Below are 16,984 nucleotides of genomic sequence, written 5' to 3' on the forward strand. Positions count from 1 at the left end.
TGAAGAGGGGTAGTGCGGGCCAAGGGTCCAGTTCGTCACCGTACGTGGCTCCTCTTCCCGGCGGGGTGGACGCTGGCGACGAATTTCCTGAGGTCGATGGTCCCGTCGGCTCCAGGTGGCGTGTTGGTCTCGAGCCAGGAGTCGAGCTGTGCGTTCGCCAGTCCGGGGACGGCGGTGAGGGCGGCGGCCGGGACGGTCGTGATGGTCGCGCCACGGCTGCGGACGGAACCGGAGGTGACGCCGAGGAGCTCGGCGATGGTGTGCACGGAGTAGCCGTCGGCCAGGAGCGCTCCGATCAGGGCGCGGGTGATGCGGAAGGCGCCCCTGCGCGAGCTGCCGGTCGCCGTGTTCTCGAATGCCTGACATCCCAGCAGCATCTCTTCCAGCACCGGCGGGAGCTGGGGTGGCCGCAGGGATATCCATTCGGACATGTCAAGGGTCGTTCAGCCCACGCCGCGAAGGACGCAGAGCACGTGCCCACCGGTGGTGAAGGTTTTCGCTGCGGACCATTTCTGGGTTGCGCCCGCGTGGACGGTCACCTTGGTTTGGGCGGTATCGATCACGGTCGCCGCCGGGGTGGTGAAGAACACGGTGATCGTGTAGTCGGTGGTGGCCTTCGCCGGGTTGGTGATCGTCCCTGAAGCCTTCCAACCGTCAGCGTCTCCGCTGCAGCCGGTGACGGTGACGTTCTTGCGTGCAGCCACCGAGTTCGGGACATCGGTGGGCACCGGCGCCGGCTTCACCCCGTCCGGGAGCCCGTTGATAGCGGCAGCCGGTGTCGGGGAGTGGGTAACCGGCGGTTTCGCCGTGCTGCACCCGGTGAAGATCAGGGTCGCTGCCACGGCAACCGCGGCGGCCGCGGCGATCGAGAGTCGTTGAGGGGCGGCGAACATAGAACTCTCCAGTGAACGATTCAGAGGTTGTTGGTCGATTGGGTCTGGGGTGGGGAGGGATCCGGAATGGGACGGGTCCCTCCCCACAGGTGCCGCGAGGCGTCCGGATTACACCCGGCGGCGACGACGGCGATCGATGAAGACTGCCGCCAACCCGAGCAGCAGCAACGTCGGAGCGCCGAAGATGATCCAATTGCTCAGCACCGATCCGGTGTCCGGCAGCGCACCCGCCGACGGGGTCGGTGGGGTCGGAGTGACCACGGTCACCACCGACGGGTCGGACACCACCGGGTCACCGGACGGGGGTGTTCCCGTGGCGGTAGCGGTGTTCGAGAGCTTCTTCCCGGAACTGACATCGGCAGCAGTGACCGTGTACGTGGCGGTGCACGTCACGGACGCACCCGGCACCAGCGAGGCGGCACCCGCCGGGCAGCTCACCGCGGAGAGCTGACCGGTCCCGGAGAAGGAACCCTCGACCGGCTTCGCATCGGTCAGTGTCACATTGCCGGTGTTGGTCACCAGGAACGAGTACCCGATCACCTGCCCCACCGTCGTGACCGACTGCGTGCTCGCCGTCTTCAGCACCGTGATCGCCGGGTCATCCGGCGCCGGAATAGTCACCTTCGACGGCGGCGACACCACCGGCGGCCCCGAGGGCGGATTACCCGTCGACGTTGCGGCGTTCGTAATGGACCCGGCATCCACATCCGCTTGCGTCAGCGTGTAGGTGGCCGTGCAGGTCACCTGCGCACCGGGCGCCAACGACGCCGCACCCGCCGGACACACCGCCGCAGACAACGTCCCCGACCCGCTGAACGCGCCCTCGTCGATCGTCACATTCGTCAGCGTGGTGTTCCCGGTGTTCGTTGCGACGAACGAGTAGGTGATAACCCGGCCCACCGTGTAGCTGGCAGCATCCGACGGGGTCGCCGACTTCACCACACTGATCCCCGGAGCCGGGGGCACCGTCACCGTCGCGGTCGACGGGGTCGACACCACCGGCGGACCCGAGGGCGGGTTACCCGTCGCGGTGGCCGTGTTCGTCACCTTGCCGGCATCCACATCCGCCTGCGTGAACGTGTACGGGGCGGTGCAGGTCACCGACGCGCTCGGCGCCAACGATGCAGCACCCGCAGGACACGTGACCGGAGACAGCGTCCCGGTCCCGGAGAAGGCCCCCTCGTTGACGGTCACGTTCGACAGGGTGGTGTTGCCCGTGTTGGTGACCAGGAACGAGTAGGCGACCGTGTCACCCACCTTCCCGACCGTCGACGGGGTCGCCGACTTCACCACACTGATCCCGGGAGCCGGGGTCGCGGTCACCGTCGTGGTCGACGGCGGCGAGATCGGCGGCGGACCCGAGGGCGGGTTACCGGTCGCGGTTGCGGTGTTCGTCACCTTGCCTGCATCCACATCCGCCTGCGTGAACGTATAGGAGGCCGTGCACGTGACGGACGCACCCGGCGCCAACGACGCCGCACCAGCCGGGCACGTCACCGCAGACAACGTCCCGGTACCCGAGAACGCTCCCTCGTTCACCGTCACGTTCGTCAGCGTCGTGTTGCCCGTGTTCGTCACCAGGAACGAGTAGGCGACCGTGTCACCCACCTTCCCCACCGTGGACGGGTTCGCCGTCTTCACCACGCTGATCCCGGGGGTCAGGGTCGCGGTCACCGTCGCACTCGACGGCGGCGAGGCCACGGGCGGACCCGACGGCGGAGTCCCCGTCGCAGTGGCGGTGTTCGTGACGAGTCCAGCATCCACATCCGCCTGGGTCGCCACATAGGTCGCGGTGCACGTCAGCTGGGCACCGGGCAGCAGAGTCGCCGGCGGGCACGACGGAACAGGCGCGGTCCCGGTCCCGCTGAACGCGGTCTCGGTCACCGTCGGGTTCGTCAAAGTCACGTTGCCGCTGTTGGTCACCAGGAACGAATACGTCACCGTCTGACCGGCGGCGGTGATCGTCGCCGGGGTAGCCGACTTCACCACCGTGATCGCCGGATTATCCGGTGCGGGGATCGTCACCTTCGACGGCGGCGACACCACCGGCGGCCCCGAGGGCGGGTTACCGGTCGCAGTCACATCGTTGGTGATCTGCCCGGCATCCACGTCCGCCTGAGTGATCGTGTAGGTCGCGGTGCAGGTCACCTGCGCGCCTGGCGCCAACGACGCAGCACCTGCCGGACACACCGCCAGGGACAGCGTGCCGGAGCCGGTGAACGCGCCCTCGACCGGTTGCACGTTGGTCAGAGTGACGTTGCCCGTGTTCGTGACCACGAACGAGTACGTGATCACCTGGCCGACGGTGAAGTGTCCGGCATCAGCCGGGGATGCGGACTTCACCACGCTGATCGCCGGCGCCGGCGTCGCCGTCACGGCGGCCGACGACGGTGGGGACACCGGGGCGGGGCCGCTGGGCGGGGTGCCGGTCGCGGTCGCCGTGTTGGTGATCTGTCCGGCGTCGAGGTCCGCTTGCGTCGGCTGGTAGGTGGCCGTACAGGTCACGGTGGCGCCTGGAGCAAGGGATGCCGCCCCGGGCGGGCAGGTGATCACCGGCAGCGGGCCGGTGCCGCTGAACGCAGCGTCCGTCACCGTCACGTTCGTCAGGGGAACGTTGCCGGTGTTCTTCACCAGGAACGAATAGGTGACAGTCTGTCCGGCTGCGCTGATCGTGGCCGGTGTCGCCGACTTCTGGAGAGTGATCGCCGGCGCCGGACACACACTGGTTGTCGTGAATTGCGCGAGGAATCCCTCTTCCGCCGGGTTGCTGGCAATGGAAACGATGATCGTGTTGGTGCCGGCCTGCCAGTTGTGATTCAGCGTGGCCTTCGCCTGTGTTCCGTTGCCGAAACCCGGGAAGTTGTACGGGTTCTGTGCCCCGGACGACGGGAGGCCAGTCGTCTGTCCGTTCTGGTCGACGCCATTCACCCAGACGTGCTCGACGGCGTTGTCTGCCATGAAGTTCATGGCCAGGCTGAACGCTGACGGGTTCACCGTCGGGTCAAGGGTGAACGTGTACTTGTAGAACCAATCGCCTTGACCGCTGGACGGGTTGGCAATGGTTTGCTGCGAAATCCATTGCGCGTTGCCGCCTGGTGGCGTGTACCAACCTGCGGGCTGCGGCTGGAGGTTCCCGACGTTGGCCGGCGCGAACGACGCATTCCCGGGCGGCAGAGATCCCGAGGCGCCGGCAGTGAACGGTCCAGCGACCGTCCACTTGGAATCTTTCGAGTTGTCGGGCAGTGTTCCGCCGGTGGCAGCGTTGAATCCGGTGTTGAAGATGGACCCGTTGCTCTGACAGGTGACGGCGGATCCACTGTTCCTGACCGTCACCGCACAGGCAGGATCACTCCCACCGGCCGGACAGTTGCTGACACCGGGCGGCGTGACGACGGCGTTCGCGAGCACGTTGTCACCGGTGTCCGGGTTCTTCACTGTCACCGAATAAGTGATTGTGATGATCTGTCCCGGCACCAGCGTTGCCGCCGACCAGGCCAGGGTGCCACCGGTCACCGACACGCTCCCACCGGTCGCCACCGCGTCACCGTTGTAGGTTGCGTCATCCAGCACACCCGAGAGGTCGTCGCTGATCGACGGATTCGTCGCGGGCGCAGCACTGGTCGCGGGCTCCGTCACCGTCACCGTGTAGTGGACGACCGTCCCCGGAGTGACCGTCGCTCCCGCATCCGAGGTCTTCGTGACCGCGTACGGTGCCGGAACCACGAAGCCGGCCGGGTCGCTCACGTTCAGAGCCGGCCCGGTGGGAGGCGTGATGGAAGCGGAAGCGGTGTTCACCGTCGTGCCGACGGTCGCGGTCAGCTGGCAGCTGAAGACCTGGTTCGCCCCCGCAGCGAGAGTCGCAATGGTGCCGCCACAGCTCGGAGCTTGCGGGTCGGACACGCTGACGTTCGTCAGCGCACCCGTGCCCTTGTTCGTGGCGATCACTTCGAACGGGACGGTGTCGCCCGCGGCGTACTGGGCGTACCCGGCGACCGTGTTCGCGTCCAACCATGACGGGTTGCTGGCCGGGTCGGCCGGAACGGGGTCACCACCCTTGGCCAGCACGTACTTCTTCAGATCGAGGGCGTAGCAGTCGCCGATCGTCGTGGTCGCCGACGACAGCATCGGCAGGGCGGTGTGCCCGGCGATGCTCAGCGCCGAGTTCACCAGCAGCTGACCGGGCTTGTTGTCCGTCGACGCCGGCGAGGTGCAACTGGTGCCGGCGGGAGTGGTGAAGGCGATCCGGATGTTCTGCGTCGCACCCGGCGCCAGCGCCGGCCCGATCACGCGTACCGCCGTCGGTTTGGCCGGCTTCACCGTGGTCCACCCCACGGTGTTCCCCGACACGCTTCCCGGTGTTCCACCGTTGGACGCGCTTCTCGGGTCGTTGCTCAACGACCCCACGCTCGCGGTGCTGTAATACACCGTCGACCCGGCGGGTGCGGTGACACCGGTCACCGTGTAGGTGCCGTCGATGTTCGTGCCGCGGCCATCCGTCGATGCGGGAAGGATGTCGATGGTGTCCGTGAACGGGTTCGTGACCGGGTCGAACGAGTTGACCGTCAGATCCCACGCCGAGGAGTCGCCGTAGAAGGAGAGCGTGTTCGACTCGACGGACTTGCCGAGCTGCGTGGATGCGCTGCTCGCCGTCACGACCGATGCCGTCGCGGTGCGTGCACCGGCCGGGCGCACATCACCGGGCACCTGCACTTCGGCCGAGTTCGTCAACGCCGTCCCCGGCGCCAAGCCGTTGTTCGCTGCGAGGACCGCCTGGTAAGTGATCGGATACTGGATGTTCGCCGTCGAGTTCGGAAGAACCCAGGTCACCGTCTGACCCGACACCGACGACGGTGCCGGCGACCCGGAACCGGCCACGTAGCTCATCCCCGCCGGAAGCGTATCCACGACTGTGATCGTCGTCGGCGGCGGCGGAGTCGTGCTCGATGCCTGCGCGGACACCTGAATCGTGTACGGCACCGGGGAGCCCGGAGTCGCCGTCGTGTCCGGCGTCGTCTTCGTGATCGTCCCGGTTTGCGTGACAACCCGCATCACGTCCCGGTAGCCGTTGGTTGCCGGCGCGTACGTGCTCCACAATGTCGGCGTAACAGGCACCATCAGCGGGCTATCGCTGTCATTGAACCAGTTCGGGCGTGCCGGACTGTTGGCGGCAATGACCTCCCAGTTCTCAGCGCCGGCGGGTGCGGTCGGGGAGATGTCGCCGGAGACCAACAGTTGGTGGCCAGGCTCGCGTGAAACCGAGGGGTCCCAGGTCATCTTCAGGCCTGTGACACCAGCCGGCAGATTGTTGGGGTCGGTAACAGGCAGCCAAGTCCCTGAGTTCACCGGCTCACCACAGGTTTCGGTCTTCGTATTGAACGCCTGAGTGGAATACCACAGGTGCACCGACGGAATAGGTGAGGGGGTTAGGGCACCATTACTCGACGCAACTGCTTGGACGGCTTTCGGGAGGAACACCGACGGATCCGAGTACAACGTGCAAACACCAGCAGTGTCTGCGCCGCCAGGCCCGGTGTAACCCGCCCACAATGACGTATTCGCGTCCGAACACAATTGGGTGAAGCACGCGGCTAACGGCGACGTCGCCGTGTCTGTCTGGCCTGGGCTGACGAAAAGCTTGTCGTCCCAGTTGTTCCGGCCAGGCGAGTGCCACGTCGTCGCCAGACCGCCCGACGGAGTGATTGTCGCGATGGACGAGTCGTCGGCGGCATTGTTGTCCGCAGCGACCACCCCGTCGGAGAAGGTGAAGTTCGGCGGTGACGCCGTGAAGGTGTAAGAAGTACCGACGGCCGGACCGGGGAAGCTGAACGCTACTGTTCCCGACGCGACGTAGCTGCCGACCGGGAGAGGGTTGCCCAGGCTGTCCAGGGTCGGGGTGTGCACCAGGGTGTAGTCGATGCCGGTGAGGTTGACCGTGTAATTGGCGCCGGAGCCCGATACCGTGCAGCCCGGGAAGGTGTCCCTGTTGGACTGTGCCGGGTCTGAATACGGTTGAGAGGCGGCCTGAGCTGCAACGCCCAGCGGTGCGCAGCCATCGACGGTCATCCCTGCCGTGCCGGCAGGTGAAGTGATCGTGACGGGGAACGAATAGTTGGCGGGTCCCGGGACGCTTCCGGGGGCGAGGACGAGAGAGAAGTCCATCAGCAGGGTGGGCCGGCCTCCGTTGCTCAGGATGCCCTGCTGGGCGGTGGCCGGTGCGGACGCCAACCGCAGGTCCATGCCGTGCGTGGTCGTGATCGGGACACCCGGCAGCGGCGCGGACGTCGACACCGGTGCAACGGCGGAGTCCGAGGTGACGCTTCCCGTAGCGGACAGTAGCGCCCCGTTCGCGCCCTTCGCGCGGATCGGCGCGTCGACGACCGTGGAGGTGCCCTCCGTGATCGTCCCCAGATTGCAGACCAGGGTGGTGCCATCGGCAGAAATCGACGACACCGGAGTGACACCGCTCGTCTTGCAGATGGTGGGGATGCTTGCGAACACGCCGTTCGTCGCGACCAGAGTGACCCGGACATTGTCGACGGGGTTGTTCTCTTGCGGATTGTTCGCGTCGTTGGTGCTGATGTGCCACTCGGAGGTCACCACATCACCAGAGGCCACGGACGCCGGCGGATTCAGCCAGTTCGCCGTGAGCTCATGCACCGCAGCGCTTGGTGCCGCATACGCCACACCCGCAACCGACAACGCCATGACGCCGGTGACGATCGCCAAGCCGGCCGACACCCACCGGAACCCTGCCGTCGGACGACCCGAATGCCAGAGCATTCCGCGGAGCAGGGCCAGCAGACCACGCGGACCCCGGTGCTTGGCGGATGATGTTGCGGTGCGATTTCGACGCATGTTACGACCCCTCGGTAACGCCCGACATAGCGCCCGATAGCGGAGCGAGATGGCAGGACACTCCTCATCAATAGCGAAGCTCAAGACACTCATGGGGTGGTCGGGCGGGTTTCACCCCGAAACTTCACCCAAGGCAAACTCTCGACGAAGCGGGGCCAAAAATTTTGGCGTATTTTGGCGCTTTTTGGCGGTTGACGGGGTGAAATCGAGGAAAGTACATTTACGCCAAGACGTTTTGCCAAAACGTTTCCGCGATCACTTCGCTAACACATTGCGCGAGCCCCGGCCGCGCCCCGAATGAATCGGAGTAAAGATGCTTCGCACAAGTACGACGGGTCGCCGTCGCGTGCGTCTCCCCCGCACCAGGACGGTCGCGGTCGCAGCAGTCGCCGCCGCCTCTCTCCTTGCCCTCACCGCATGCTCCCCCGGCACCAGCGGTGACAGCGCCACGTCCGTCAAGTCCATCAGCGTCCTCGTCGAAGCCGGCGGCCATGGGGAGCTCCAGCCCATCGCCGACCTGTACACCAAGACGACCGGCGTCAAAGTCAACTTCGTCGAGCTGCCGTACAACGGTCTCTACAACCGCGTGAACAGCGAATTGTCGACCGGGAGCGTCTCGTTCGACGTCGCCGCGCTCGACGCCGTCTGGCTGCCCGCCTTCGCCGCGGGCCTCCAGCCGCTGAACAGTATGTACACCTCGGCCGTCAAGGCGGACAACTTCCCGTCCGTCGTGCAGGAGGCCAAGGTCGGCGACAACTATGTCGGCATGCCGGCGTTCGCCAACTCGGAGATCCTGTACTACCGCACCGACCTCTTCAACGATCCGGCCAACCAGGCGGCGTTCAAGGCCAAGTACGGGTACGACCTCAAGGCGCCGACCACGTGGCAGCAGTACACGGATGCCGCGGAGTTCTTCACGAAGAACGGGATGTACGGCGCACCCCTCCCCGGAGCGGAAGAGACGCAGTACCTGGCGGTCTTGTCCCAGGCGGGCGAGAAGAACATGGTTCTGAACGCCGCCGGAACCAAGTCGACCCTCGGTGACGCAGCCAGCCTCAAGGCGTTGAACTACTACACCAGCCTGGCGAAGTTCGCCCCGCCCGGTGTCGCAGCGGCCGACTGGAATGCGGCGCAGAACTCGTACAACCAGGGCAAGTCGGCCATGATGCTCTTCTGGGCGCATGCGTTCCGGCAGATCCCGACCACGTCGCCCGTGTACGGCAAGACGGCCGTCGCGCCCATGATCGGCGGTCCTGCAGGAATCGCCGGTGTTCCCGGGCCGTTCTACCTGAGCATCCCGAAGGAGGGTGCGCACCAGGCGGCCTCGACGGCGTTCGTGAAGTTCGCCTACGACCACAACGCCCTGAGCGCGACCACCTCGCTCGGTCTTGTGGCCCGGATCTCCGCGCTGAAGCAGTACCAGAACAAGCCCGGCTACGACGCGTACGGACCGATGATCGCCACGCTCTCCGCGCCGGCGACGATCGCCCGTCCCGCGAACGGCAACTGGCAGAACATCGTCAACAACGTGCTGATCCCGATGATCCAGAAGTCGGTCCAGCCGGGCGCGGACAATGCGTCGCTTCTCAAGTCCGCAGCATCCCAGATCGACCAGATCGTCCAGCAGTAGCCATGACGACCACAGTTCCTGAGCGGCCGGCCACCCGGCCGGCCGCTCTCGGCCCGCACAACACGCCCAGCCGGCGCCGGAAGCGGTTCCGGCTGACCGACCGCCGGTTCGCAGCGCTGATGATGCTGCCCGCCGGGCTCTTCCTCGCCGCCTTCGTGGCGTGGCCGCTGGCCCAGTTCATCGGGAACAGCTTCTTCCGCTACAACCCCATCGCCGGCAGCCCGCACAAGTTCGTCGGATTCGCCAACTATGTGCAGGCCCTCACCTCGGCCGACTTCGGCAACTCGGCGCTGCGCACCATCGCGTACACCGTCATCGTCGTCACCATGGAGTTCGTGCTCGGGCTCACCGTCGCGCTGCTGTTCAGCGGACTCGGCGACCGCTCCCGCATCTTCCGCACGATCTTCCTGTACCCGCTGATGATCGCGCCGATCGTCGCCGGTCTGCTCTGGCGGTTCCTGCTCATCGACAACTCGGGGATCGTCAACCAGCTGCTCTTCGAAGCGCACATCACCTCGTCCCCCAACCAGATCCCGTGGCTGAGCGATCCGAACATCGCATTGTTCTCCGTCGCGCTGCCGGACATCTGGCTCACCACCTCCTTCATCTCGCTCGTCCTGTTCGCCGGGTTGCAGAACGTGCCCGGAGAGATCCTGGAGGCCGCCCGGATCGACGGAGCCCGGTATCCGACGCTGCTGTTCCGGATCATCCTCCCGCTTCTGCGGCCGGTGATCGCGGTCGCCCTGATCGTTCGAGGAGTGGACGCGGCGCGCGCCTTCGACGTGATCGTCGTTCAGACCAATGGCGGTCCGCAGAACTCGACGAACGTGCTCTCACTGCTCGTCTACAACACGCAGATCGCCAACGGGAACCCGGGGCTCGCCAGCGCCATGGGCACCATCTATCTGATCGCGATGATGGTCGTCGCGATCGTCGCGGTCCTCACCATCTGGCGGCCAGGGAGTGACAACTGATGAACGGACTCGAGACACGACGCGCGAGCACGCGCTCCATCCTCTGGACCGCGCTCGCCGTGCTCGTGGTCCTCTACGCCTTCCCCTTCGTCTACATGCTCTTCACGTCGTTCAAGACGCCGATCGAGACGAATGCGATTCCGCCGACGATCCTGCCCTCCACCTGGACCGTTCAGAACTACATCACCGCCCTGAGCACGCAGGGCGTGCCGCAGTCGTTCGTGAACAGCCTCCAGACAGCGGTGATGAGCACCGTCCTCTCGTTGATCCTGGCTGTGCCCGCCGCCTACGCAGTGACCCGGTACCGGACGCGGCTCGGCCGGGTGTTCATCCTGCTCGCGTTGATCATGAGGATGGTGCCGGCGATCGTGGTGGGCGCACCGCTCATCACCATCTTCCACAGCCTGGGCCTGTCGGACACCTCGTTCGCGCTGGCCATCGCCCAGACGACCATCTCGCTGCCCTTGTCCATCTGGCTGATGGCCAGCTTCTTCGAAGCGGTGCCGGACGAGCTGGAGGAGTCGGCGCGGGTGGACGGCAGCAGCCGGCTCGGCGCGCTCTGGCGGGTGGTCATCCCGATCACCCGAGGAGGTGTCGCGGTGACGGCGATCTTCGCCTTCCTGGCCTCGTGGAACGACTTCATCTTCGCGCTCCTGCTGACCTCCGTCCGAGCGGTCACGACACCGTTGCAGATCGCCAATTTCCAGAGTCAGTTCGGACTGGACTGGGGAACGATGACCTCGCTCGCCGTGCTGTACTCGGTGCCGGTCATCGTGCTCGCCATCGTTCTGCAGCGGCACATCGTCGCAGGGCTCACCCTCGGTGCGGTCAAGGGGTGACCCGGGCACCCTCACCGGAGGCTCCGAGACGAGCGATCCCAGACATCGAGAAGGCAGGGGAAGAATTGTGGCAGTGAGAAGCGCCGGCATCCGCGACGTCGCCCGGCTCGCCGGGGTGTCGGTCACGACGGTGTCGCACGTCCTGAACGACACCCCGCACACGCGCGTCGCCGATGACACCCGAGCGCGTGTCCGCCAGGCCGCGAAATCGCTCGGCTACGGACCGAACCGGATGGCGCAGGCGCTGCGGACCAACCGGTCCGGCCTGATCGGTCTGCTGAGCGAGGACATCGCGACCACCCCGCACGCGGGCAGGATCATCCTCGGCGCCCAGAACGCGGCGCGCGAACACGATCTCACCCTCGTCATCATCAACACCGAACGCGATTCCGGTGGCAACGCGCATCGGGACGATGTCCAGGCGCTGATCGACCGGCAGGTGGACGCCGTCCTCTACGCGACGATGTATCACCGCCAGGTCTCGCTCCCGGACCTGCAGGGCCTCCCGGCCGTCCTGATCGACTCCACCGACCGGGACGGCATCGTCCCGGCGGTGGTCCCGGACGAGGTGAGCGGCGCCGTCGCCGCCGTCACCCACCTCGTCACAGCCGGTCACACCCGCATCGGCTTCCTCAACAACGACGACGACGTGCCGGCCACCCACGGACGTCTCGCCGGCTACAAGCAGGTGCTGCACGAGCACGACATCCCGTTCGACGAAACCCTCGTGGCGTACGCAGTATCCGAAACGCTCCCCGGATACGAGCTCGCTCGGGAGATCCTTTCCCGGAACGACCGGCCGACCGCCCTGTTCTGCTACAACGACCGGATGGCGATGGGCGCCTACCGGGCGGCCCAGGAGTTGGGCCTGAGCATTCCCGGCGACCTCTCGATCGTCGGGTTCGACAACCAGGAGCTCATCGCCGCGAACCTGTTCCCCGGCCTGACCACCGTGGCGCTCCCCCACTACGAAATGGGCGCCTGGGCCGTCGAGACCCTCGTCCACCTGATCCACGGCGAAGCCGAATACAAGCTTCTCGCCGACCGACCGACACTTCTCGATTGTCCGCTCGTCACACGAGGCTCAGTCGCAAGACCACCTGCCAACTGAAAGGTACGTAGATGCTTCGCCTCGCCGCCTCCTGGGTGTGGGACTTCTGGATCGCCGACGACGGCGACCGATACCACCTGTTCTTCCTGAAGGCACCCCGGGCCCTCCTCGACCCCGACCGGCGCCATTGGCGTGCCACCATCGGGCACGCGACCTCCACGGATCTCAGAACGTGGACAGAACATGCCGACGCGGTCATCCCCGACGACTCGCCGGCGTTCGACGACCTCGCGACGTGGACCGGGTCGGTGGTCCGCGACGACGACGGGATGTGGCGGATGTTCTACACCGCTGTCAGCCGGGCGGAGGGCGGGCTCAACCAGCGAATCAGCTCCGTCGTCTCCGACGACCTGTTCACCTGGCGACGGGAACCCGGCCGCCAGATCCTCGAACCGGACGAGCGCTGGTACGAGACCGAGCGGACGCGGAAGTGGCCGGACCAGGCCTGGCGCGACCCGTGGGTGTTCCGCGACGGCGGTGTCTGGCACATGCTGGTCACCGCTCGAGCGAACCACGGGGATCCCGACGGCCGCGGCGTCGTCGGCCATGCCACCTCGCCCGATCTGACCACCTGGACCGTCCGGCCACCGCTGTCGGAACCGGGCGCGGGCTTCGGACATCTCGAGGTGGTCCAGACCGTCCAGGTCGACGGACGGCCAGTCGGCCTGTTCTCGTGCCTGGCGAGCGAGCTCTCCCACGATCGTCGCGACCGGGAGCTGTCGGGGGGCATCTGGGCCTTCCCGACCACGTCGCTGGCGGGGCCGTTCGACATCGAGGCCGCCTACCGCATCACCGATGAACGCCTGTATGTGGGGCGTCTCGTGCAGGACCGGACCGGCCAGTGGCAGCTCCTCGCCTTCCAGAACAACGACGACGACGGGGACTGGGTCGGCGAGATCTCGGACCCGCAGCCCATCGGCTGGCGGGACGGACGCTTGGAGATCCGGGCGCAGGATCGCGACGAGGTGCTGAACGCGCGGATGCCCTCGTGAGCCGCACTGCGCTCGTCGTCGGTGAGGCGCTCATCGATAGGTCGTCGAGTGCGGCCGCATCCGCGTCTGACCACTCCGCACGAGACCACAGATAAGAAGGGACGCCCATGACCGACAAGCTGCAACCGACCCGCCGTGCCGTCGTTCAGACCGCCGCGACCTCGGTAGCGCTCGCAGCGCTCACCTATGTCAGCGCGAAGCCGGCGCAGGCCGAGACACAACCGGCGCAAGCCGCACAGCCCGCGCCCCGCCGGCGGGTCCCCGTCGGCCTCCTGTAATAGCGCTACCCCACCCAGCGAGAGGAATACAGATGGAATCCAACGTGTACGACGTCACCGATTGGAAGACCCCCGGGCAACCGGTCGACCCGCAGTACGACATCGGAGCGGTGATCAACAGCATCATCGCCGACATCAAGCAGCGTCAGGCGGACCCGGCCGACAAGCCCGGAGCCGTGATCTACATTCCGCCGGGAACCTACTCGCTGAAGACGCGCGTCGTCGTCGACGTCAGCTTCCTGACGATCCGGGGCTCCGGTCACGGCTTCACCTCTCTCTCCATCCGGTACAACTCGGATACGACCGGCTGGCACGAGATCAACCCCGGCGGCAGCCACATCAAGGTGGAGAACACCGACGGCAACGCGGAAGCCTTCATCGTCTCCCGCAACGGGAACCCGCGCCTGAGCGCCGTCGCGTTCGAGAACTTCTGCCTCGACGGCGTCTCGTTCGGCAGCAACCAGAACTCGTACCGCAACGGCAAGGTGGGGATCCGCTTCGCGACCGACAACGACTCCGCCCGCGTCCGCGGAATGGGGATGGTCTATCTCGAGCACGCGCTGTTGATCCAGGGGCCGGACGCGCTCGATGTGTCCGGGAACTTCCTCGCAGAGTGCGGGACGTGCATCATGATCGTCGGCGGAAGCCAGGCGTCCAAGATCTCCGACAACCACCTCGGCGCCGGCCCGGTCGGGTTCTCGATCTTCGCCGAGAACAGCAACGGCCTGCTGGTCACGGGGAACAACATCTTCCCGCGGGGAATCGACTCCGTTCACATCAAGAACTCGTTCCGGTCCAACATCTCGGCGAACCGGCTCCAGTCCTTCTACCCCGGAAGCATCACACTGGAAGGCAACTGCAAGGAGAACCTGATCAGCTCCAACGTGTTCGAGCGCCAAGTCGAGACGTACGGCCCGTTCATCGGCATCGGCAACGGCCTCGACGACGACTTCGGAGTGGTCCAGGTCAATGGCGACGGAAACACCATCACCGCCAACCACGTCACCCTGGTCATCCCGCCCGATCAGGTGAAACCGGCCGGCGGCACGGCGGCCGTCTTCCGCGTCAAGAATGGGGACCAGAACTACATCGGCGCCAACCACATCATCTCCAACCTCTCGCTCCACACTGTGGTCCTCGACGCAGGGACGACCAACTCGCACGTCTTCGACAGCGGCACCCAGGATCAACTGCTGGCGAACTCCACCAGCTACGGGTTCCGCCCCACCCCGTAAGACCATCGGCAAGCCACCACCTGAAGGAAGGATTCGCGTGTCAATCGCCAACCACTACGACGTGACGACATGGCCCGTCGGTGACCCGGCCCAGGACGTCGGCGAGGTGATGAACAGCATCATCGCTGACATCAAGGCCCGGCAGTCGGCAACCGATGAGGACAAGGGCGGAAAGCCGGGCGCGGTGATCTACCTTCCGCCCGGCGACTACCGCCTTCGCACCCCAGTGGTGATCGACATCAGCTTCCTCACGATCCGGGGCTCGGGTCACGGCTTCACGTCGTCGAGCATCCGGTTCAACGTTCCCGAAGAGGAGTGGGCCGGCCTGCATGAACTGTGGCCGGGGGGCAGTCGGATCCTCGTCGACCTGCCCCCCGGGAGCGACGAGGACGAGCCCGCGGGCGCTGCCTTCCTCGTCGAGCGGAGCGGGAGCCCGCGGATCAGCTCGGTCGAGTTCTCGAACTTCTGCATCGACGGCCTGCACTTCACCGCCGAGGGCTCGGGGATGCGTCCGGAGAACACCTACGTCAACGGCAAGACGGGCATCCATGTCGCGAGCGCGAACGACTCGTTCCGCGTCAACGGCATGGGGTTCGTCTACCTCGAGCACGCCGTCACGATCTACAACGCGGACGCGCTGTCCATTCACGACAACTTCATCGCGGAATGCGGAAGCTGCATCGAATTGCGCGGGTGGGGCCAGGCGTCGAAGATCACCGACAACCTGATCGGAGCGGGCTTCAGGGGTCACTCCATCTATGCCGAGAATCACGGCGGGCTCCTGATCACGGCGAACAACGTCTTCCCCCGCGGGGCGAGCAGCGTCGAGCTCTCGGGGGTGACGCGCTCGAGCGTCACCAACAACCGGCTGCATTCGTTCTACCCGGGGATGGTCGTGCTCGCCGAGAACAGTTCGGAGAACCTCGTGGGCTCGAACCATTTCCTGCGCGACCATGAGCCGTGGACGCCGTTCCTCGGGGTCGGCAACGGACGGGACGACCTCTCCGGCCTTCTCTCCGTCAGCGGCAGCAACAACTCCGTCATCGGCAACCACTTCTCCGAGGTCATCGACGCGCAGACGGTCCGGCCGGCCGGTGCGACGCCGGTCATCATCCGGCTGCGGGCAGGGAGCGGCAACTTCGTCTCCAGCAACCACGTGGTGGCACTGGACGTCAACGCGAAGTCGAGCGACTCCGCCTATGCGGCCCAGGTGGATGCGCTGCTGGCGACCGAGTCGTCGGAGGGCCTCGCGGTCACGGCCGTCATGGTGGATCCGGGATCGGTCCGCAATACAATCCTCGATTCGGGAACCGAGGCCCAGGTCGTCCTCGATAGGAGCGTCAACGCGTTCAGAGCCACGCCCGGGATCGTCGTCTGATCCCGGGCGCAGGCCGGTCACGGCTGGGGATCGGCCGTGCGCGCCGGTTCCGGCGTCTGGCGGTGCTGATCCGCGGGCAGAAGTCCCCAATCCTGAGCGTTTCTGACCGCCTCTTCCTGGGTTCGTGCCTCGAGTTTGCGATACAGGGAGGCGAGCTGGGTCTTGATGGTGTTCATCGAGATGAAGAGCAGGTCGGCCGTCTCCTTTCTCGAGGTGGACACGGCGAGCGCGTTCAGCAACTCCCGTTCTCGCCGCGTCAGCTCGACGACACGGAGACGGTCGGGGTAGATCGGGGGTTCTGAGACCTCGAGCTCGAGTGCGGCGCGGTCGCAGGAGGGCAGACCGGCGAGCGGTTGAGCGATTCCGATTCGTTCGGCGAGTTCGTTCACCCGGCCGACGAGCTCCAGGGCCTGGGTCTGGCGGCCCAGTCTCGTTGCTGTGGAGATCGAGACGATGAGCAGCTCCAGCTGGTCCCGGTCGGTGAGCGAGGGATGCTCGAGGGCCGAGGCTGTGACGTGTGCTGCATGTTCCGGCCGGCCGGCGAGGCAGAGGTACCGGGCGCGCGGAACCGCTGTCGCCAGGTCGTCGCCGGTCGCGAGGGTGTCCCGTGCGGATTGCGGTTTGTTGGCGGCGATCTGCAGGTCGGCCTGCGCTCGGACGATCAGCGGATGCCTGGCGAGCTCCGTTCGGTGCCGGGCGCCGCGGGACTGGAGAGAACGCTCGATGTAGGAGAGGAACCGCAACGGCTGACGCGCACGGAGCCCGTACTGAGCGTGCAGCCACAGGGTGAAGATCCACA

12 protein-coding genes are annotated in these 16,984 nt (G+C 66.3%); 8 read left to right on the forward strand and 4 right to left on the reverse strand.

Annotated features, from left to right (window positions below):
• Window positions 1-35: 35 nt before the first annotated feature.
• From ACPYOG_RS06240 to ACPYOG_RS06250, 3 genes are all read right to left on the reverse strand, one after another.
• Window positions 36-431, reverse strand: coding sequence for a hypothetical protein (locus ACPYOG_RS06240; protein ID WP_481293379.1), 396 nt, complete (start codon window positions 429-431; stop codon window positions 36-38).
• Window positions 432-443: 12 nt separating this feature from the next.
• Window positions 444-893, reverse strand: coding sequence for a hypothetical protein (locus ACPYOG_RS06245; RefSeq protein ID WP_481293380.1), 450 nt, complete (start codon window positions 891-893; stop codon window positions 444-446).
• A gap of 108 nt (window positions 894-1,001) precedes the next feature.
• Window positions 1,002-7,631 (reverse strand): beta strand repeat-containing protein, encoded by a 6,630-nt coding sequence (locus tag ACPYOG_RS06250; protein WP_481293381.1) that lies wholly within the window; start codon window positions 7,629-7,631, stop codon window positions 1,002-1,004.
• Window positions 7,632-8,094: 463 nt separating this feature from the next.
• Between ACPYOG_RS06250 and ACPYOG_RS06255 the strand changes: the two genes are divergently transcribed.
• The 8 genes from ACPYOG_RS06255 to ACPYOG_RS06290 all read left to right on the forward strand — a co-directional run bounded on the left by ACPYOG_RS06255 (window position 8,095) and on the right by ACPYOG_RS06290 (window position 16,185).
• Window positions 8,095-9,378 carry an extracellular solute-binding protein gene (locus ACPYOG_RS06255; protein ID WP_481293382.1) on the forward strand — a complete coding sequence of 428 codons (1,284 nt, stop codon included), beginning with the start codon at window positions 8,095-8,097 and terminating at the stop codon, window positions 9,376-9,378.
• Window positions 9,379-9,497: 119 nt separating this feature from the next.
• Window positions 9,498-10,352, forward strand: a complete 855-nt coding sequence (locus ACPYOG_RS06260; RefSeq protein WP_481293392.1) for a carbohydrate ABC transporter permease — start codon at window positions 9,498-9,500, stop codon at window positions 10,350-10,352.
• Window positions 10,352-11,191: a carbohydrate ABC transporter permease gene (locus ACPYOG_RS06265; RefSeq protein ID WP_481293383.1), complete on the forward strand. Its 840-nt coding sequence runs from the start codon at window positions 10,352-10,354 to the stop codon at window positions 11,189-11,191. Before ACPYOG_RS06260 ends, ACPYOG_RS06265 begins: the two co-directional genes overlap by 1 nt.
• Window positions 11,192-11,264: 73 nt before the next feature.
• Window positions 11,265-12,302, forward strand: a complete 1,038-nt coding sequence (locus tag ACPYOG_RS06270) for a LacI family DNA-binding transcriptional regulator (RefSeq protein WP_481293384.1) — start codon at window positions 11,265-11,267, stop codon at window positions 12,300-12,302.
• 11 nt (window positions 12,303-12,313) lie between these two features.
• Window positions 12,314-13,294, forward strand: a complete 981-nt coding sequence (locus ACPYOG_RS06275) for a glycosyl hydrolase family 32 (RefSeq protein ID WP_481293385.1) — start codon at window positions 12,314-12,316, stop codon at window positions 13,292-13,294.
• Window positions 13,295-13,401: 107 nt separating this feature from the next.
• Window positions 13,402-13,572, forward strand: coding sequence for a hypothetical protein (locus ACPYOG_RS06280; RefSeq protein WP_481293386.1), 171 nt, complete (start codon window positions 13,402-13,404; stop codon window positions 13,570-13,572).
• A 32-nt stretch (window positions 13,573-13,604) separates the two neighbouring features.
• Complete coding sequence (locus tag ACPYOG_RS06285; RefSeq protein WP_481293387.1) at window positions 13,605-14,807, forward strand: NosD domain-containing protein; 1,203 nt, start codon at window positions 13,605-13,607, stop codon at window positions 14,805-14,807.
• 37 nt (window positions 14,808-14,844) lie between these two features.
• Complete coding sequence (locus ACPYOG_RS06290; protein ID WP_481293388.1) at window positions 14,845-16,185, forward strand: NosD domain-containing protein; 1,341 nt, start codon at window positions 14,845-14,847, stop codon at window positions 16,183-16,185.
• A 17-nt stretch (window positions 16,186-16,202) separates the two neighbouring features.
• Here ACPYOG_RS06290 and ACPYOG_RS06295 read toward each other — a convergent pair.
• The coding region (locus tag ACPYOG_RS06295) for a helix-turn-helix transcriptional regulator (protein WP_481293389.1) at window positions 16,203-16,984 on the reverse strand (782 nt) is incomplete at its 5' end.

Source organism: Leifsonia sp. HAY1-4F (genome assembly GCF_056755275.1).

Coding starts and splice junctions, on each gene's coding strand:
- ACPYOG_RS06265 (WP_481293383.1), top strand. CDS start 10,352: ATGAACGGACTCGAGACACGACGCGCGAGCACGCGCTCCATCCTCTGG.
- ACPYOG_RS06280 (WP_481293386.1), top strand. CDS start 13,402: ATGACCGACAAGCTGCAACCGACCCGCCGTGCCGTCGTTCAGACCGCC.
- ACPYOG_RS06245 (WP_481293380.1), bottom strand. CDS start 893: ATGTTCGCCGCCCCTCAACGACTCTCGATCGCCGCGGCCGCCGCGGTT.
- ACPYOG_RS06285 (WP_481293387.1), top strand. CDS start 13,605: ATGGAATCCAACGTGTACGACGTCACCGATTGGAAGACCCCCGGGCAA.
- ACPYOG_RS06260 (WP_481293392.1), top strand. CDS start 9,498: ATGATGCTGCCCGCCGGGCTCTTCCTCGCCGCCTTCGTGGCGTGGCCG.
- ACPYOG_RS06240 (WP_481293379.1), bottom strand. CDS start 431: ATGTCCGAATGGATATCCCTGCGGCCACCCCAGCTCCCGCCGGTGCTG.
- ACPYOG_RS06275 (WP_481293385.1), top strand. CDS start 12,314: ATGCTTCGCCTCGCCGCCTCCTGGGTGTGGGACTTCTGGATCGCCGAC.